At 65.4% G+C, this 16,695-nt stretch carries 18 protein-coding genes; 9 read left to right on the top strand and 9 right to left on the bottom strand.

Annotation, left to right across the window (positions count from 1 at the left end):
- Positions 1–8: 8 nt before the first annotated feature.
- On the bottom strand, positions 9–803 hold the full coding sequence (locus GQS65_RS09030) for a DUF5694 domain-containing protein (RefSeq protein ID WP_233265064.1): 795 nt from the start codon (positions 801–803) through the stop codon (positions 9–11).
- 113 nt (positions 804–916) lie between these two features.
- Between GQS65_RS09030 and GQS65_RS09025 the strand changes: the two genes are divergently transcribed.
- Positions 917–1,492, top strand: coding sequence for a SprT-like domain-containing protein (locus GQS65_RS09025; protein ID WP_158204285.1), 576 nt, complete (start codon positions 917–919; stop codon positions 1,490–1,492).
- Positions 1,493–1,666: 174 nt separating this feature from the next.
- Here the strand turns inward: GQS65_RS09025 and glmM are convergent, their stop codons facing one another.
- The 4 genes from glmM to GQS65_RS09005 all read right to left on the bottom strand — a co-directional run bounded on the left by glmM (position 1,667) and on the right by GQS65_RS09005 (position 5,643).
- Complete coding sequence (gene glmM, locus GQS65_RS09020) at positions 1,667–3,034, bottom strand: phosphoglucosamine mutase (RefSeq protein ID WP_158204284.1); 1,368 nt, start codon at positions 3,032–3,034, stop codon at positions 1,667–1,669.
- Between the two features lie 177 nt (positions 3,035–3,211).
- Positions 3,212–3,655 carry a universal stress protein gene (locus tag GQS65_RS09015; protein WP_158204283.1) on the bottom strand — a complete coding sequence of 148 codons (444 nt, stop codon included), beginning with the start codon at positions 3,653–3,655 and terminating at the stop codon, positions 3,212–3,214.
- The gene (locus tag GQS65_RS09010) at positions 3,655–4,923 is read right to left on the bottom strand and encodes a putative manganese transporter (protein ID WP_158204282.1); all 1,269 of its coding nucleotides are present in this window, start codon (positions 4,921–4,923) and stop codon (positions 3,655–3,657) included. The genes GQS65_RS09015 and GQS65_RS09010 overlap by 1 nt, the downstream gene beginning before the upstream one ends.
- A 264-nt stretch (positions 4,924–5,187) precedes the next feature.
- Positions 5,188–5,643 carry a hypothetical protein gene (locus GQS65_RS09005; RefSeq protein WP_158204281.1) on the bottom strand — a complete coding sequence of 152 codons (456 nt, stop codon included), beginning with the start codon at positions 5,641–5,643 and terminating at the stop codon, positions 5,188–5,190.
- Between the two features lie 127 nt (positions 5,644–5,770).
- On the opposite strand from GQS65_RS09005, the gene GQS65_RS09000 reads away from it, so the two are divergent.
- Positions 5,771–6,127 carry a hypothetical protein gene (locus GQS65_RS09000; protein ID WP_158204280.1) on the top strand — a complete coding sequence of 119 codons (357 nt, stop codon included), beginning with the start codon at positions 5,771–5,773 and terminating at the stop codon, positions 6,125–6,127.
- Positions 6,128–6,140: 13 nt separating this feature from the next.
- Here the strand turns inward: GQS65_RS09000 and GQS65_RS08995 are convergent, their stop codons facing one another.
- Positions 6,141–7,166: a pyridoxal phosphate-dependent aminotransferase gene (locus tag GQS65_RS08995; protein ID WP_233265063.1), complete on the bottom strand. Its 1,026-nt coding sequence runs from the start codon at positions 7,164–7,166 to the stop codon at positions 6,141–6,143.
- A 194-nt stretch (positions 7,167–7,360) separates the two neighbouring features.
- Between GQS65_RS08995 and GQS65_RS08990 the strand changes: the two genes are divergently transcribed.
- The 6 genes from GQS65_RS08990 to prs all read left to right on the top strand — a co-directional run bounded on the left by GQS65_RS08990 (position 7,361) and on the right by prs (position 12,176).
- Positions 7,361–8,383 carry a hypothetical protein gene (locus GQS65_RS08990; RefSeq protein WP_158204278.1) on the top strand — a complete coding sequence of 341 codons (1,023 nt, stop codon included), beginning with the start codon at positions 7,361–7,363 and terminating at the stop codon, positions 8,381–8,383.
- 71 nt (positions 8,384–8,454) lie between these two features.
- On the top strand, positions 8,455–9,123 hold the full coding sequence (locus tag GQS65_RS08985) for a hypothetical protein (RefSeq protein ID WP_158204277.1): 669 nt from the start codon (positions 8,455–8,457) through the stop codon (positions 9,121–9,123).
- A gap of 8 nt (positions 9,124–9,131) precedes the next feature.
- Positions 9,132–9,746 (top strand): hypothetical protein, encoded by a 615-nt coding sequence (locus GQS65_RS08980; protein ID WP_158204276.1) that lies wholly within the window; start codon positions 9,132–9,134, stop codon positions 9,744–9,746.
- 330 nt (positions 9,747–10,076) lie between these two features.
- A complete protein-coding gene (locus GQS65_RS08975) occupies positions 10,077–10,778 on the top strand; it encodes an HVO_0234 family beta-propeller protein (RefSeq protein ID WP_233265062.1) in 702 nt (233 codons plus the stop codon).
- Positions 10,779–10,825: 47 nt separating this feature from the next.
- Complete coding sequence (locus tag GQS65_RS08970) at positions 10,826–11,308, top strand: hypothetical protein (RefSeq protein ID WP_158204275.1); 483 nt, start codon at positions 10,826–10,828, stop codon at positions 11,306–11,308.
- Between the two features lie 22 nt (positions 11,309–11,330).
- The gene (gene prs / locus GQS65_RS08965; RefSeq protein ID WP_158204274.1) at positions 11,331–12,176 is read left to right on the top strand and encodes a ribose-phosphate diphosphokinase; all 846 of its coding nucleotides are present in this window, start codon (positions 11,331–11,333) and stop codon (positions 12,174–12,176) included.
- Positions 12,177–12,201: 25 nt separating this feature from the next.
- On the opposite strand, the gene GQS65_RS08960 is transcribed toward prs, so the two are convergent.
- The 3 genes from GQS65_RS08960 to GQS65_RS08950 all read right to left on the bottom strand — a co-directional run bounded on the left by GQS65_RS08960 (position 12,202) and on the right by GQS65_RS08950 (position 16,315).
- Positions 12,202–12,549, bottom strand: coding sequence for a hypothetical protein (locus GQS65_RS08960; RefSeq protein WP_158204273.1), 348 nt, complete (start codon positions 12,547–12,549; stop codon positions 12,202–12,204).
- 135 nt (positions 12,550–12,684) lie between these two features.
- The gene (gene ileS / locus GQS65_RS08955) at positions 12,685–16,002 is read right to left on the bottom strand and encodes an isoleucine--tRNA ligase (RefSeq protein ID WP_158204272.1); all 3,318 of its coding nucleotides are present in this window, start codon (positions 16,000–16,002) and stop codon (positions 12,685–12,687) included.
- Between the two features lie 76 nt (positions 16,003–16,078).
- Positions 16,079–16,315, bottom strand: coding sequence for a hypothetical protein (locus GQS65_RS08950; RefSeq protein WP_158204271.1), 237 nt, complete (start codon positions 16,313–16,315; stop codon positions 16,079–16,081).
- A 96-nt stretch (positions 16,316–16,411) separates the two neighbouring features.
- Between GQS65_RS08950 and GQS65_RS08945 the strand changes: the two genes are divergently transcribed.
- Positions 16,412–16,624: a DUF7860 family protein gene (locus GQS65_RS08945; protein WP_158204270.1), complete on the top strand. Its 213-nt coding sequence runs from the start codon at positions 16,412–16,414 to the stop codon at positions 16,622–16,624.
- Positions 16,625–16,695 lie beyond the last annotated feature (71 nt).

The following is a 16,695-nucleotide window of genomic DNA, read 5'->3' as shown; positions in this document are numbered from 1 at the left end:
CAGACCGACTACGGTGCGCTCGGGAGGTACGGCCGCGGACTCACGGGACAGAACATCGGTGTTTCGTCGAACAGGTGGCGCAGGACGCGGACGTGGCCTGCGCCCGCGACCAGCAGGATTCGGTCGTCGTCCTCCGCCATCGTCCGCCAACAGTGGTGGACCAGCCTGAGGTTGCGGTCGTACCAGAACGCCAGAGCGACCGGACTGCCGAACTGGTCGTCGGGGTCGGCCCGGACTCCCGCGTCGAACATCAGGTCGTGGTTGGCCCGGAGTTCGTCCTCGGTGTTCATCCACGCGTGGTACTCGGGAATCGTCGATTCGCTCAACCGCTCGTCGACCTCCCGTCGCATCGCCCCGACGTCCGGGAGCGGGACGTCCCGCTTCCGCGTCGCGTCGACGTCCCGGTCGTCGAACGGGTCGTCCTCGGGGTCGGGCGGGCGTTCGTCGATGGCCGCGACGAACTCGTGCCCGAGGCGGTCGGCCTGCCGATACCCGACCTGGACGACCTCGTTTCGACCCTCTTGGTCGTACTGCCGTTCGCCCGTCCGGTACTCCTCGTACTCGGTGTCGACCTCGTCTTGCCGGTCGTACGGCATCTCGACGGCGACCCGGTGTGGTTCCCACTGCTCCAGTCGGTCTGCCAGTTCGCGGAGTTCGCGCTGTCGCTCGGCGGTCAGCACGTCGTCGGCCTCCACGTTGACCGTATCCTGTTCGGGGTTGCTCATGTGGTACGTTCCGAGGAGCATCACTCGCGTCTGGTTCGGGTGCGGTTCGGGCCACGGTGTGTACGAGGACTCGTCCATCGATCCCATGCTGTCGGGTGGGTGACGTATAGCTTCCGGCGGACCGGCCAGCGACTCCCGGACGTGGGTCACCGAAACAGCGACACTGCTCCACGCCTCGCACTCTAACGACCGTGGCCGACCGACTCCCGACCGACACCGATACGAACGGCTCCTCGGAGCCGACGGCCCCCGACGTGGCGTACTACGCGCTCGACTCGGAGGTCTCCGTCGAGGAGTTCCTCGCGGTGTCGAAGGTCTACGCCCGCGACGTCGTCCGGGCGTACGACCTCTCGGTGTCCGTCTCGGCGCTCGACTGGGAGGTGAGCAAACGCGCGAAGCGGAGAGCGGGTGCGGTGAAACACCGCGACGGCGAACCGCTCGCCGTCTCGCTGACCTGGGAGCACTTCCAGGAACGGGGCTGGGGAGCGGCCGCTGAGACGGTCCGCCACGAACTGCTCCACGTCCACCTGCTGAACGAACACGACGACCCGAGCCACGGCGAGCGGTTCCGGACACTCGCCGACCGTTTGCAGACCGGGGTCCACTGCGAGCGCTTCGCCGACCCGAACTGGTGGGTCGTCTGTGCGTCCTGCGGGAGCCGACTCGCACGCTACCGCCGCTCGAAACTGGTGGCGGAGACAGAGGCCTATCGCTGTGGTGGCTGTGGTGGCCGCCTCCGTGTCGTGGACAACCGCGAACACTCCTGAGGACCGAGCGCCGCCTGCACTCCGGTCGGTGGACACCGCCGCTCCGTTCGACACGCTCCTCCGCGACTGGCGAGAAGCGTGTCCGGGCAGGTGATTTCGTATAGCACCCAGTGATTTACCGCCCGTTGCGAGAGCGACGGCTCGAGAGCGAGTCGAACACCGAAAACAGCCTGCTCAGTTTTGCTGGAGGGCGTCGTGCATCGAATCGGCCAGTTCCTGCGCCCGGTCGAGGTCGCGGGCCTCGGCGTAGATGCGGACGACGGGTTCGGTGCCGCTCGGCCGGACGAGCACCCACGCGTCACCGTAGTCGAGGCGGTAGCCGTCGATGGTCGTCAACTCGGCGTCCGCGTCGAGAGCGGCCGCCTCCGCGCGGGTGACGAGTCGTTCGCGCTCGGCGTCGTCCTCGTAGCCGACGTTCACCCGGACGTTGTGGTAGCCGGCGTGGTCGGCCGCGATGTCGCTCGCGGCGCGGTCGACGAGGAGTTCGAGGAACCGCGCGGCGGCGTACGCGCCGTCGCGGGCGAGGCGGTAGTCCGGAAAGAGGATGCCGCCGTTGCCCTCGCCGGCGACGGGAACGCGGGTCCCCTCGCGTTCGAGGCGCTGGATACTGGTGATGATGTTCGTGCTGCCGATGGGCGTCAGCTCGAGGTCGGCGTCGGCGTCACGGACCGTGTCGACGAGGCGCTGGGAGACGTTGACCGCACTGACGGTCGTGTCGCCGGCCTGAAGTTCGTCGCCGGCGAACGCCGCCAGCGCGGCGTCCCCCTCGACGTGAGTGCCCGTCTCGTCGACGAAGATGGCGCGGTCGGCGTCGCCGTCGTGAGCGATACCGACGTCGGCGTCGGTCGCCCGGACGAGTCGCCGGAGGTCACCGAGGTTCTTCTCGACGGGTTCGGGGTCCCGGCCGGGGAAGTGCCCGTCCGGTTGGGCGTTGACGGTAACGACCCGACAGCCCAGGCGGCGGAAGAACTCGGGACTGGTGAGTGCGCCGGCCCCGTGGCCGGGGTCGAGGGCGACCGTCAGGTCCGCGGCCGCGATGGGCTCGCGGTCGACGCTGGCCAGCAGACCGTCGACGTAGCGTTCACGGGCCTCCTCGACCGTCCGGACGTCGCCCGTCTCGTTCCACGGCACCCGTTCGAACCGTTCGCCGAGCAGTCGGTCCTCGACGCGTTCGAGCGCGTCACGGGCGAGTTCGACGCCGTCGGGACCGACTAATTTCACTCCGTTGTACTGCGCGGGGTTGTGGCTCGCAGTGATCATCACCGCGGGGATACCTGTCTCGTCGGCGTACGCTTGGAGACCGGGAGTCGGAAGCACGCCCAGTCGGTCGACGTCACAGCCGACGCTGGTCAGCCCCGAACTGGCGCTGTCGGCGAACATCCGGCCCGTCGTGCGGGTGTCCCGACCGAGAGCGACCGAGACGTCGCCGTCGGTGTCGGTCGCCCAGACCGAACCGACGGCCATCGCCACCCGCGCGACGAACGCCGGTGTGAGCTCCTCGTTTGCGACGCCGCGAACGCCGCTGGAGCCGAAAATCTTCATTCGTGGCCAACTCTGCGGCCCGTCCGCAAAGAAATTGCGAAGGACGTTCTCGCCTGCGATACACTGTCGAGTGCTATATCGAATCCGAAGGTACGGCCACGACCGGTCCGTCACGTATCGGCCGCTGACGGTCCGTCCGTGCCGCGAGAAGTGGTCGGCGGTCGTGGCGGCGGGGTGTCAGTCCGCGTCGTCGCCGTGGACGGCCGTCACCGGGACGGACGCACCGCCGATTACCCGTTCGGTGACGCTCCCGAGGAGGCGGCGTTCGAGTCCCGTCCGTCCGTGGGTGCCGACGACGATGTGGTCCACGTCGTGGTCGGCGGCGTAGTCGAGGATAGCCTGGTCGGGAGCGCCGTCGACGACTTCGGTCACGAGTTCGACGTCGGCGTCGGTTGCGAGTCGTTCGACCTCGTTCAGTATCGTCGTGGCGGCGTCCTCGCCCACCTCGCGGAGTGCACCGCGGACCTCGTCCTTCGAGACGGTCAGGAACCCCGTCCGGGTGTCGAGGACGTAGACGGCGTGGACCGTCGCTCCGGTCGTCCGGGCGAGGGCGAGGGCGTGGCGGACGGCGGCCGTCGCGGGGTCGCTCCCGTCGGTCGGCGCGAGGATACGGTCGTACATCACAGCACCCCGAAGCCGAACTCCGCGAACGGCCAGAAGTAGTAGAGCAGGACGCCGGTGATGAGCGCGGGAATCGTCGTGTAGATGGTGGCGATGATGGCCGCCTTCATGTCGATGGCCAGCAGCGGGAACAGCGCGTCGCCGTCCTGGCTGATGGCGTTGGCCGTGAGCGCCGAGAACGGGATGGCTCCCTCGGCGTACAGACCCGCGAAGACGATTTGTGGGGCACAGCCGGGGATGAGTCCCAGCAGCGCGCCGGCGATGGGGGCGAGTACCCCTGCGGCCGCGGTGAGTGCGCCGATGTCCAGTGCGAACACGACGACGCCGTACTCGTAGACGAGGTACGCACCGATGACCCAGACGGTCACCATGCTCGTCTCCATCGCGGCGTGCTGGAACGTCTCGTAGGCGCTCTGGAAGTCGTCACGGATGCGTCCGGCCTCCCCCTCGCCGATGTACCGTCGGCCGAAGAAGTGGAGGTAGAACGAGAGCGCCGTCCCGGCGATGCCGGCGACGGTGAACAGGCCGAAGAACGTCGGAGCGAGTTCCAGTGGCACCTCGGGTGCGCCCCGTGCCAGATAGGTGACGCCGGCGACGAGACCGGCGACGGCGACGACCCACCAGACGACGTGGGCCGCGTGGCTGAGAGGTGTCATGACTCCGTCGTCGGCGCTGGTGGTGCCGGGACGGTGGCAGTCGTCGTGTCCGTCCGGGTCGTAGCCCGCGACGCTGGGACTGTCGTCGTCGACGCTCGTGGTGGCGAACCCGCCGTCGGTCATCGGTCGGCCGATACGCTCGACGGCGCGGTCGACGCGCCCGACGCCCAACCCCCAGACGTCGATGGCGTAGCCGAACAGCACCGCCGCGACGAACGCGATACCGTAGGCGTACAGCGCGGCCTCGGGGGCCAGCGCGATGATGACGAACGCCGCGTCGCCGGCCGTCGCGGCGAGCGTCGCCACGACGGTGCCGAAGCTGATGGACCCCCGGATGTACAGCGGCATGGCGATGATGGCTCCCCCACAGCCGGGTGTCAGTCCGAGCAGCGCGCCGGCTAGCGGCTGAAGCCGTTCGTTGTCTTCCAGGAACGTCACGATGCGTCCGCCGGTCCGGTACTGCACGTAGCTGAACAGCAGCACCGTGATGGCGACGAACGCGCTGACCTGGACGAACCCGTCTCGCACGGAGTAGATGAATATCTCCCAGACCTCCGGCAGACTCAGGTTGAACTGTACCAACAGGTTCTCGACGGGCCCCTGTTGCGTCATGGGACCGACGACACCTCCGACAGACTCTCCTCGTCCGGCGAACCGACCGCCGAACGACGTGGCGTAGAACCGAGCTTCATGAGCTTCCTTGCTCGTCTGTGGGTGCGCGAACTACAAAATACTATCCCTCGAATCGGATGTTTAGACGAGTCTAATTCTCGTTCGAGCGGCCGGTTCGGCGCGGCTGTCGCTCGGACGTCCCGATACCGGTGTTAGCGCCCGGTCGCACGGTTCCCGCCCGGCACTCGTCGTCGGCGTGCGCACTCAGTCGCTTCCGACCGCGACGCCCGGCCGTGCCGTCCGCGCCGCCGTCGGCCGTTCGTCGGGGTACACTTCGGTCGCCCAGATACAGCGACTCCGGGAGAGGGCGGTCCAGTCGAACTCGCCCTGTGGGTCGAGGACACGTCCCCGGTGGAGGACGACGGCGTGCCAGTCGATGGTTCGGGCGGGGGAGGCCACCGAGAGGAGCAGGGTCCGGCGCTCGAACGGCAGGCTCCGGGCGAACGGCCGATGCTGTCGGGAGAGCGTTCGCACCGTCGGTTCGCCACGGACCGTGACGTGGTCGTTGGGGAGGGCGTGAGCGTCGAGGTACGCTTCGAGCTGTCCGTGTGGCGTCGGCACGTCGAGGTGCCGTTTGATGCCGGCGAGCGAGTCGCCCGTCACCGTCGCCAGACAGGCCGCCCCACAGTCGTTCCAGTCGGTCTGTTCGACGAGTCGCATCCGGGAGACGCTCGGCGACCCGACCGGGTGACGTCGTGGGCTACGAGTGTTTCTCGAAATCCGAGGTGTGGCTACGTGTGTTACCTCCGCCACTAGCTTCATCCGGGAGGCCGTGGTACCGCGGGGTATGTCGGACCACACCGACGGCGACGGCGACGAGGACGAACTGGTCCGCGGCCGCCAGTACCGCTACGAGGACGGCGTCGCGGAGGCCGTCATCACCACCGAGGAGGGTCGCGTCCTCGCGGTTCGGGAGTACCCCAGCGAGGAGCGGTTCCGTGAGGAGGTGTCGGCGGCAGTGACGACGGAGTTCAACGACGTCCTCGCCGACATCGACGCCGAGGCCATCATGGGCGAGGTCCGTGAGGACGCCCGCACCGACCCCGCTGGCGACCCGTCGGCGGGTACCGGTGCGGCCGCCACCGGTACCGAGAACGTCGCCCCCGCCGGGACCGAGGACCCCGACGAGGACGACGAGGAGTAGTCCGCCGACCGGTTCAGTTCTCCACCGCCGCCGCCAGCGCCGCCAGCGCCGTCTCCATCGCCTCGGGATAGCCACCGAGACTCACCCGCACGGCGTCCGGCCGCTCGAAGAACCGGCCGGGAACGATGAGCACCTCGTTCTCCGCCGCCCGCGCGGCCAGTTCGTCGCCCGTGTACTCGGGGTGACCCACCAGCGCGTACGGCGACCCGTCGGGGACCGTCCCCTCGTACGTCTCGGTGACGGCCGTCGCCAGCAGGTCGTGGTTCCGGGTACACAGTTCCCGCGAGCGCTCGGCGAGTCGGTCACGGTTCGCCAGTGCCCGTCGTGCGAGCGCCCGACTCGGCCCGGCGACGACCGGGAAGTACCACGCCGCCGTCTTCAGTCGCTCGACGAGTTCGTCCGGGCCGACGACCCACCCGATACGCAGGTCACCCAACCCGAGGAACTTCGTCAGCGACCCGACGACGAGCGTGTTCGGCAGACCCGCGGCCGACGGCCCGCCGAACGGTCCGTCGGCCGCCTCGGAACCGTAGGAGGCGTACACCTCGTCGACGACCAACAGCGCGTCGTGGGCGGCGGCGTGCTCGGCACACGCCCGCAGCGTCTCGCGGCCCGCGAGTCGCCCCGTCGGGTTGTGCCGGTTCGTGCAGACGACCATCGCGGTGTCGTCGGTCAGCGCCTCGGCGAGCGAGTCCGGGTCGAGACGGCCGTCGGGGCGGTCGAACCGGTCGACGGTCGCGCCGAACGCCCGCGAGCACGCCACGAGCGGTTCGTAGCCCGGCCGTTCGACGAGCACGCGGCCCTCGGCGAACGCCGCGGCGACCAGCGCGTTGGCGTGACTCGCACCCGCCGTGACGTGGACGTTCCCCGTCGCGCGGTCGTAGACGTCGGCGAGTTGCGCTTCGAGGGTGACGTCGTCCTCGTCGCCGAGCCACCGCAGGCGTTCCGGAACGACGCCGGTGGACGGCCCCTCCGGGCGGAGGTCCGAAGAGGCGAGGTCGTGGGTCGCCCGCGCGGGTCGCCCCGAGATCCACTCCAAGTAAGAAATTGTCGAAAAATTAACCATTTGTAGTATACATTCTCTTTGTTGGACTAAACCTGTGATGCTCAATGACTGTTTGGCTTAGTCTCACAACACCGTTCCGACTCGCTTCCAACTGCTCCAGATACCACGCTGTGATATCCTCACTAAGAAAGAAGTTATATTATGATACGATTGCATCGACTGAGTAAATGAGTGGTCCATCGTCTAACGGCGTCTTCTCCTATGATGGCCGTCTTGTATTCAATGGTCTCTACAGGACGAAGGTCCTCAACGCGAGCATTAATATTGAAGACATCGTAGAGAACGAACTGAAGGACTTCTCAAAGGGAACAAAGGACAAGCCAGGGTCAGGCTACCATATGCTGAGCTTCTCGGAGATGGTAGCTGAATCTCCGGAAATCTCTCGCCCAATAAAGGAGCAAGCCGAGGACATGCACGGAATTCGATATCGCTACGAAAACTGGGACGAAGGCGAGGTCGAGGATGACGAGGAGGGGACCGTGTACCGGCACATCCGAACGACTGATAGCGTCGACGTGTACTGGCACTTCCCAGATTACCTGTTCATAAAGGGAAACAAGACAGAGGCGAAAAAAGCGGCCAACCTCATTGACAACAAGCTTGACGAGTATCTAAAGACGGAAGAGATTGGCTTCTCACCTGACTTCCTTCTCTGGATTTTATCTAAGTACAAAAATGGCGAGGCATTGAGCGATGAATTGAGTACCAATCTCCTAAGCGACGCTCGAATCGAAGGCGACGAAGACCGCTTTGGCCGAAGCAACCGTGTAGATGATTCTACTGATATCGCCAAAGCGACAACAATTTTGATGGGGATTTTGCGAGGAAAAGAGATGGCCTTCGTCGAAGGTATCTTTGGAGTGTCCGGTCAGTTCGTCAAGGCTCAAATTGAAACAGGGGGTCGGGTTCACATCAAGGCAGAGCAAGATATTGACGGGGGAGACCCGTTGAAGCGGATGGCACTGTCTGTAACCTTCTTAACCGAACTTCTCAAGGTCTACGACCATTGGGAATCGTTAGATTCGGGCGAGAAGTACCCCCCTGATGAGTTCTTTTACGACCTCTATGACGAGTGTGAGCGCCAGGGTGCTGAAATCACATTCCCCGCCGATGAAGTGGTTGAGAAGTACCGCCAGAAAGGCAACCGCAAGGAGTACAAGAACAGGCAATCCGGGCTGGCTGAATTCTAAGAATGTATCAACGAATCCGGAACCGAAGTTGTGGTATGCCTGCAGGAACAAAGGAGAGTGAAGATTGACGCATGGGGTCAAGCAGTCTCCGCCGGACAAAAATCTCTGGCAACGGTCAGCGGTTTGAGCGACTGTCAGACACATCTTCAAGTGATTTCTCTATAGAGACTGCTGGCACACGAAGGGTAACACCCCGCTGTAGCGATTATCCATTTGGAAGTCAGATTGTATACCGCGGCTCAATAGAGTACGAAGAAGTAGCCGAATTCGGGGGTGGAAGGGAGATTCAGTTAGATTTCGAGTTTCGTGAAGAATCTCAGCTGTTCATCCTTGAATCTGATGTGGACCTCCCATCGATAGATTCGGTCATCAAGCGAATCAACTCAATAATCCCGAGCGAAGTTCGGATTTACCGGAAATTGACAGTTCATCGTGACCGGCTCTGGAACTTCCTCCGTTCAGCGGACAGTATTCTTGAGGTCACTCTCCTCGGTGACCAAGCAGAAGAAATTTCGCTCGCTCAGATACACAGCGAGTCTGACCTTAGAGAATCCGAATTTGGCTACTTGGTCGAGAAACACCCGATTGAATCTGCTACGGTCGTGTTCCAGCATGAGGGTGAGCAGACCACTGCCCGCTATACCGATGGGACTCTGTCAATCCATAGCGAAAGTCCTCAAGCGAGGGAACACATCATCCAGATTTTCGAGCGAGATGTCCTGTTTGAGGAAGACGCGTAGCGATTAAGATGGGTGGTCAGGAGCGGTTCAACGTCTCACATTACAAAGCAGAAATTCGACCGTTTCTGAGTGAGTACAAATCATCCATCATAGCATATGCCAGTGGCGTTGTCGGAACACTTCTCTGGATTCTTTCTGCTATCTTCGGCCAAACCATCATCGCAGGTCTGGCAGTAGCGGCATACGTTCTTCCACTGCTTGCGTTCTATCTCGCATACGGGCCGTTCGGCATTGAGGTTGGTCTTACGCCGATGACAACAGGTGATGGGGGGAAAGTTCCAGACAAGGTTGCGGAAAGTCGTGGTGAAGTCATTCTCCGAGATGGTGAATGCGAGATTCAAGGAGCGATAGCAATCTCTGAAAAGTTGGACTCTTTCGATATCCAATTCCATGCTCCGGACGATGTGATAGTTGAGTTACAGGACATCCCCTGTGCCGAACATACGTACGACCCAGAATCTGGGACTCTTTCAGCGAGTTCTGTTACTGTTCGCCGGTTCTCTATCGTCCTCTTTGTCTACCTCGTCGGTGAGGTTGATGGAACCACGCATGAGTTCCCGCTAAAAATCAAGGACGCGAAGAACAATTGGACAATCAAATCAGTGGATATTATTACTCGATAGAGGCTTATCTTATCTCACTGGTGGTGTGGTAGTGTCACACCTCTACAATTCTGTGTTCTTGACTCTGGGTGTCTGTGCGGCCATTTTACATCGGGCGGCATAATGAATGTCTGATGAACACTCCAGATAGTCGATGGCGCTGAACACGGCCGATGCTCGGAGTGCGTCGACTTGTGACTGTCGTCCTCCCGCCGTCGTCTCGGGGCGTCGTCGGCCGTGACGACAGCTTTTCCCGCTCGGCCCGCGCGCAGTCGCTCATGAGCACCATCGACGAGAAGCGGGTCTACGGCGAGCAGTCGGGGGGCGTGCGAGGCGTTCGTCGCCACGGGCATGGGCCTCGCGCGAGTCTCGGTCTCGGGTGACCTCGTCGGCGAGTTCGGTCTCGCCGACCGCCGCTCCGCCGGCGACGTGGCCGCCCACGACGGAACGCTCGCGGTCGCCACCGACGAGGACGTCCTCCTCGGCGCGACGCTCGCCGAGACGGGGTTCGGTCCCGCCAGTGCGGTCGGCTTCGACCGCTCCGGGGACCTGCTCGCCGCCGGCGAGGACCGGGTCGCACGCTACGACGCCGAATCCTGGACGACGCTCGGGGAGTGTGCGGCCGTCCGGGCGCTCGACGGTGACCTCGTGGCCGCCGCGAGCGGCGTGTTCCGTCTCACGCCCGACGGCCTCACCCACGCCGGCCTCGACGACGCGCGGGACGTGACCGTCCGGGGGACGCCACGCGTCGCCACCGACGCGGGCCTGTACGTCCTCGGGAACGGCTGGATGGACGACGGTCGGGGGTCCTACCGCGTCGTCACCTCTGACGGCGAACGGACCCACGCCGCCACCGACGACGCGCTCCTCTCCCTCGACGGCGAGACGTGGAACCGGGTGGAGCTACCGGTCTCGGGGACCGTCGCGGGTGTCGCGTACGGCGACCAGCTGTACGCCGTCACCGCGGACGGGACGTTTCTGGTGGAAGGCGACGACGAGTGGCACTCGCGGTCGCTCGGCCTGCCCGACGTGCGTGGCATCGCGGTTCCCTGAGTAGCCGGGCGGAGAAGACTTATTCACACTCGCTTGCAGGCCGAACTATGCGCCGCCGTGCCCTCCTCGCACTGCTCGGAACGACCGCGACCGCCGGCTGTTCGACCGTCTCGGGGCTGTTCAGCGGTGAGCGGTACGTCGGTCTCGGTGCGCTCTACGTCGGTAACTGGGACGACGAACCGCACACCGTCACCGTACAGGTCGACGCGGACGGCGAGACGGTGCTCGACCGGACGCTCGACACCGACGCCCGTGCGAACGGCATCGTCGACGGTGGGCGACTCCCGTGTGCCTGGCACGACGCGCCGGGACCGTACGTCGTCCGGGCGCGCCACGAATCGTCCGAGGGGTGGGCCGAACTGGCGCTCGACGACGGCGTCGACGAACCGGGACTCGTCAGGGCATCCGTCCGCGTCGGGTATCCCGACCAGGACGGAGATATCGAGATACTCCGGCTCTTGGGGGACGTTACTGACTGTCGTGTGGAGACACCGACCACGCCCGACACCCCGAAGGAAAACGCGTTTTAGCCCGCGCCGCAGACGCTCGGACATGATACTTCCCGGGTCGGCGTCGCAGTCGCTCGCGGCGCGACTCGCCGCCGAGACGGACCACGCCGTCGCGCCCGTCGAGTACGACTGGTTCGCCGACGGCGAACTCATCGCGCGGGCCGACATCGACGCCGACCACGCCGTCGTCGTCGCGTCGACGACGTCCAGCGACGCGTTCGTCCAACTGCTCCAGTTGCAGGACGTCGCGGAACGGCAGGCCGAGCGCGTCACCACCGTCCTGCCGTACATGGGTTACGCCCGACAGGACAGGCAGTTCAAGGCCGGCGACCCCGTCTCCGCCGAGGCGATGGCGCGGGCCGTCTCGACGAGCACCGACCGCGTGGTGACGGTCACACCTCACGAACCCGCAGTCTGTGCGTTCTTCGACGTCCCCTGCGACCACGTCGACGCGAGCGGCCTGCTCGCCGACCCGCTTCCCGAGGACCTCACGGACCCGCTGTTCCTCGCGCCCGACGCCAGCGCCCGTGGGTTCGCCGAGTCCGTCCGGGACGCCTACGGGACGGGTGCGGTCGACCACTTCGAGAAGGTCCGAGACTACGACACCGGCACGGTGAGTCACACTCCGAGCGAGACGGACGCGACCGGTCGGGACACCGTCGTCGTCGACGACATCATCGCAACGGGTTCGACGATGTCCGGAGCCATCGAACACCTCCAGGCCGACGGCGTCGGCCGGGTCTTCGCCACCTGCGTCCACCCGATGCTCGCCGCGAACGCACAGGTGAAACTCGCCCGTGCCGGCGTCGAGGCCGTCTTCGGAACCGACACTATCGAACGCTCGGTGAGTTCCGTCAGCGTCGCACCGCTCGTAGCGGACGCGCTCTGAGGACTCGACTCTCCGTCTCTCCTGGCTACTCCAACCCGCGTTCCAGCCGCTGGAGCAGTCGCCCGACGAACAGTCCGAGTCGTGGCGAGAGCGGGTCTTCGGGGTTGACCTGCCGGTCGGGACAGGCCGCCAGCGCGTCGACGAACCCCTCGTCGTGGGTCAGCGACTCGACGAAGTCCCGGACGTTCAGCGTGATGCCCTCGTCGTCGGTGTCGAGGTTCGGGTAGCGCTCGCGCACCCACGGCGAATACGAGATGGTCCACGACGGCCCGCCGACCGACTTCACGACGGCGTCGTACGGTCCGATGGGGAGGTCGCCGTCCGGTGTGGCGACGTACACCGTTCCCTCCCGAACGCTCGTCCCGTAGCGCATGGGTGTGGTAACGACTCGCTCGGGTAAGAGTCTGCGCCCCGAGCAGTGGACTCGGTCGTGTCCGTACTGGCTGTCTGAGACTCCTCGAACACTCCCTCGAACCTGCAATCGAAAGAACGGACTGCTCCCAGACGCTCAGTCGGCCTGTTCGGGTGCGGCGAGCGGTTCGATGGCGATGGTCATCGTCACGCCCTCGACCTCCCACTCCTTGCGGTGGCCGTCCTCGACGCTCCCGAACTCCTCGGCGCGGACCTCCTCGGCGATGAGGCTCTCGTGGCGTCGAACCAGGTCCGAGACCCGCTCGTCGGCCACGTCGAGGTCCAGACGCAGTTCGCGGTCCAGTTCGAGGTCGAGGTCCTTGCGCATCTCCTGGACGCGCCGGATGACCTCGCGGGCGTACCCCTCGCTCTCGATGTCCTCGGTGATGGCGGTGTCGACGTAGACGACCCCGCGGTCGTCGCCCCGCACCCGGAACGGTGTGGCGGCGACACCCTCGGGCGTCTCGGTGACGAACTCGACCATCTCCTCGGTCAACTCGACCTGCTCGCCCAGTTCGTCCGCGACGGCGATTTCGAGCGCGTCGAGCGTCGGTTCGGAGATACGGGCGGCGTTGAGCGCCTGCATCACCTCGCCGGCCTGCCCGCCGAAAGCGGGACCGAGCACCGACATGTCGGCCTGCGCGGAGTAGCGTAGTTCGCCCCACTCCTCGCCGGGAGCGACGACGTCCACCTCGCGGGCGTTCAGGCGCTCTTCGACCAGCGCGGCGTACTCGCGGACCGCGCGGGCGGCCTCGCTGTCGTTCGCGGCGACGACGACGCGCGGGACCGGCCAGCGCAGTTTGCGTTCGGCCTGCTGACGGGCGTTCGCGCCCGCCTCCTCGACGGCGCGGAGGACCGCGACGTCGGCCTCCAGTTCCGCGTCCTGATACGCCGAATCGGGGTCCGGCCAGTCACACATGTGGACCGTCGGGTGGCCGGTGTCGCCGGTGAGCGTGCCGTACACCTCGTCGGCGGCGAACGGCGCGAACGGGGCGAGCAGTTTCGTCGTCTCCTCCAGCACGCGATACAGCGTCGCGTAGGCGGCGGTCTTGCTGTCGGAGTCGGACTCCTCCCACATCCGCTCGCGGACGACCTGGATGTAGAACCGCGAGACGTCCTCGACGACGAACTCCAGCAGCGCGTCGAGCGCGCGGTCTTGGCGGAACGCCTCCCAGTGGTCGGTCATCGTCTCGACGGTGGTCGCCAGTCGGGAGAGGACCCACTCGTCGACGAGTTCGAGGTCGCAGTTCTCCAGGGATACTTCCTCGGGGTCGAACCCGTCCATCCGCATGTACGGCAGCGGGAAGCGGAACACGTTCCAGAGGATGTTGAGGTTCCGCTGCATCGTCGCCATCTCGTCCCACGAGAAGCGCATGTCCTCGCCCTGCGGGTCCACCCCCAGGAGGAACAGGCGCATCGGGTCCGCGCCGTGACGTTCGAGGGCCTCGCTCGGCGTGACGACGTTCCCGATGGACTTCGACATCTTCCTCCCGTCCTCGGCGAGCGCCCAGCCGTGCATCAGCACCTGCTCGTACGGAATCTCGCCCATCGCCGTCGTGCCCATGCCGAGCTGTGACCAGAACCAGCCCCGCGTCTGGTCGTGGGCCTCCATGATGAGGTCCGCCGGCCACAACTCCTCGAAGTCCTCGGTCTCGCCGGGGTAGTCGAGGGTGCCCCACGACGCCACGGAGGAGTCGAGCCAGACGTCGAACACGTCCGGAACGCGCGTGTAGGTCGTGCCGTCCTCGGTGATGGTCAGGTCGTCGACCGTCGGGCGGTGGAGGTCGACCGCCTCGGGGTCGACGTCCTGGTCGACGCGCTCGGCGAGTTCCTCGCGCGTGGCGACGACGAGGGTGTCCTCGATGTCGCCGGACCAGCCGTCCACGGCTTCGCCGTCTTCTCGCGAGCTTCGCTCGCTCGAACGGCTCGCGGACGAGTCCGCGCTCTCCTCGGGAGTCCAGATGGGGATGGGGACGCCCCAGTAGCGCTGTCTGGAGACGTTCCAGTCGGGCGACCCCTCGATGAACTTCCGGAAGCGGTTGTCCCGCGCCTCGGCGGGGTACCACTCGGAGTCTTCGAGGTTCTCCAGCATCTCCTCCTTGACGTCGGTGACGGTGACGAACCACTGGTCGGTGGCGAGGAAGACGATGTCCGTGTCACAGCGCCAACACTGGCCGTAGTCGTGACGAGTCGTGCTCGCGCTCAGGAGGTGGCCCGCCGAGTCGAGGTCCGCGATGATGTCGTCGTTGGCCTCACGGACGAACCCTCCTGCATATTTGCCGCCCTGCTGAGTGTAGACGCCGTCCGGCCCGACCGGACAGAAGATGTCCAGTCCTAACTCGTCACCGCGCTCGAAGTCCTCCTGCCCGTGGCCGGGCGCGGAGTGGACGAGACCGGTGCGGTCCATCTCGACGTAGTCGGCGTGGTACACTTCGCCTGCACCCGCGCCCTGCGGGTGGTCCGGGACCTCCTCGGGGAGCGGGTGTTCGTACGACCACCCGACCAGTTCGGAGCCGCCGAGCTCCTCCTCGACGGTGTAGTCGGTCGCACCGGCGCGGTCCATCACGTCGTCGACCACGTCCGCGGCGACGTAGAGCAGTTCGCCCTCGTAGTCACCGCTCTCGGTCGATTCGACGCGCACGGCGGCGTACGTCGCGTCCTCGTCGACGGCGACGAACGTGTTGGCGGGGACGGTCCACGGCGTCGTCGTCCAGACGACGAGACTCCCCTCGCGGCCGGTCAGCGAGAACGAGACGTAGATACTGGGGGACTCGATCTCGTGGTACTCGACCTCGTTCTTGGCGATAGCGGTCTCACAGCGGGGACACTGCGTGATGGAGCGCTTACCCCGGTCGACCAGTCCGCGTTCGTGGGCCTGGGCGAACCCCCACCACGCCGCCTCCATGTACTCCGGGGAGACGGTCTTGTAGGGGTTCTCCCAGTCCATCCAGACGCCGAAGGACTTGAAGTCGTCCTGGAGGCCCTCCAGTTGCTCGTCGGCGAACTCCTTGCACTCCTCGATGAAGTTCTCCATCCCGAACGCCTCGATGTCCTTCTTGTTCTCGAAGTCGAGTTTCTCCTCCACCTTCGTCTCGATGGGCAGGCCGTGCATGTCGTAGCCCGGCCGGTCGGTGACGTCGTAGCCGCACATCCGCTTGTAGCGGATGTAGGTGTCTTTCAGGGACTTGTTCCACGTCGTCCCCATGTGGGCCGCACCGCTCGTGTAGGGCGGGCCGTCGACGAAGAAGAACCGCTCTGCGCCCTCGCGGTGCTGTTTGGTTCGCTCGTAGGCCTCGGCCTCCTGCCAGTACTCCCGGACACGTTCTTCCAGTGCGTGGGGGTCGTACTGGTCGGGCACCTCGGCGAACCGCTCACGGTCCGGCCCGGATGCCTCTGGGTCCTCGGAATCGCTCATACCGCTTCAACACACCGCCGTCACTAAAGGCCAATCGGTCGGACAGGCGGGGCTGTCGTGTACTCTCCTCCCGGCTTCAGGCCCGAAGCGCCCGGACGCTCGGCAGCAATCGGTCGGTGGCGACGAGGTACGCCGCACCGAGGGCGACGGCCCCGATGAAGGCCATCCACACGCCGGTGGTCGTGTCGGTGGCGAGCACGGCGACTCCGCTCCGTTCGATGAGCACGCCACCGACGGTCAACAGCGTCGTCACCAGACTGTACGCGACGACCCAGAACAGGTCGAGAAACGGTTCGAGTGGGACTTCTCTCACGTCGTCTCCTCACCGACGGAATCACATCAACGTTCCGTGGGGGTGTGTCACAGGGGGTCTCGAAACGCTTTCGGCAGTCCACGGGAACGCGGGAGTATGGGACGCTACGGTTCGCTCGACTACCCGACGTTCGCAAAGCGCGGTTTCCTCCTCGGTGTCGCCATGTTCCTCGGTGGCGCACTCGGCGCGTCGCTGATTCACGGCCCCTCGACGCTCCACACGCTCCTCATCGATATGGAGGCGCTGGGCATCCTCGTCGGCCTGTTCGCACCGCTCGTCTTCGGCGTCGTCATGCCGCTGACGGAGTGAGGACGGGGACGAGGAGTCCGCTCTCGTCCTCGCCGTGCCGACAGATGTATCGGATAACCGACAGTACGTGA

It is taken from the genome of Halomarina oriensis (assembly GCF_009791395.1).
In the GTDB taxonomy this organism is placed as follows: Archaea; Halobacteriota; Halobacteria; order Halobacteriales; family Haloarculaceae; genus Halomarina; species Halomarina oriensis.
This window is presented reverse-complemented; position numbering and strand designations above follow the sequence as displayed.

Excerpts from the sequence above, each read along its gene's own strand:
- GQS65_RS08975 (WP_233265062.1), top strand. The coding sequence starts at position 10,077 with ATGGGCCTCGCGCGAGTCTCGGTCTCGGGTGACCTCGTCGGCGAGTTC.
- GQS65_RS09010 (WP_158204282.1), bottom strand. The coding sequence starts at position 4,923 with ATGACGCAACAGGGGCCCGTCGAGAACCTGTTGGTACAGTTCAACCTG.
- ileS (WP_158204272.1), bottom strand. The coding sequence starts at position 16,002 with ATGAGCGATTCCGAGGACCCAGAGGCATCCGGGCCGGACCGTGAGCGG.
- GQS65_RS08985 (WP_158204277.1), top strand. The coding sequence starts at position 8,455 with ATGGGGTCAAGCAGTCTCCGCCGGACAAAAATCTCTGGCAACGGTCAG.
- prs (WP_158204274.1), top strand. The coding sequence starts at position 11,331 with ATGATACTTCCCGGGTCGGCGTCGCAGTCGCTCGCGGCGCGACTCGCC.
- GQS65_RS09000 (WP_158204280.1), top strand. The coding sequence starts at position 5,771 with ATGTCGGACCACACCGACGGCGACGGCGACGAGGACGAACTGGTCCGC.
- glmM (WP_158204284.1), bottom strand. The coding sequence starts at position 3,034 with ATGAAGATTTTCGGCTCCAGCGGCGTTCGCGGCGTCGCAAACGAGGAG.
- GQS65_RS09005 (WP_158204281.1), bottom strand. The coding sequence starts at position 5,643 with ATGCGACTCGTCGAACAGACCGACTGGAACGACTGTGGGGCGGCCTGT.
- GQS65_RS08945 (WP_158204270.1), top strand. The coding sequence starts at position 16,412 with ATGGGACGCTACGGTTCGCTCGACTACCCGACGTTCGCAAAGCGCGGT.
- GQS65_RS09030 (WP_233265064.1), bottom strand. The coding sequence starts at position 803 with ATGGACGAGTCCTCGTACACACCGTGGCCCGAACCGCACCCGAACCAG.
- GQS65_RS09015 (WP_158204283.1), bottom strand. The coding sequence starts at position 3,655 with ATGTACGACCGTATCCTCGCGCCGACCGACGGGAGCGACCCCGCGACG.
- GQS65_RS08960 (WP_158204273.1), bottom strand. The coding sequence starts at position 12,549 with ATGCGCTACGGGACGAGCGTTCGGGAGGGAACGGTGTACGTCGCCACA.
- GQS65_RS08980 (WP_158204276.1), top strand. The coding sequence starts at position 9,132 with ATGGGTGGTCAGGAGCGGTTCAACGTCTCACATTACAAAGCAGAAATT.
- GQS65_RS08970 (WP_158204275.1), top strand. The coding sequence starts at position 10,826 with ATGCGCCGCCGTGCCCTCCTCGCACTGCTCGGAACGACCGCGACCGCC.
- GQS65_RS08990 (WP_158204278.1), top strand. The coding sequence starts at position 7,361 with ATGAGTGGTCCATCGTCTAACGGCGTCTTCTCCTATGATGGCCGTCTT.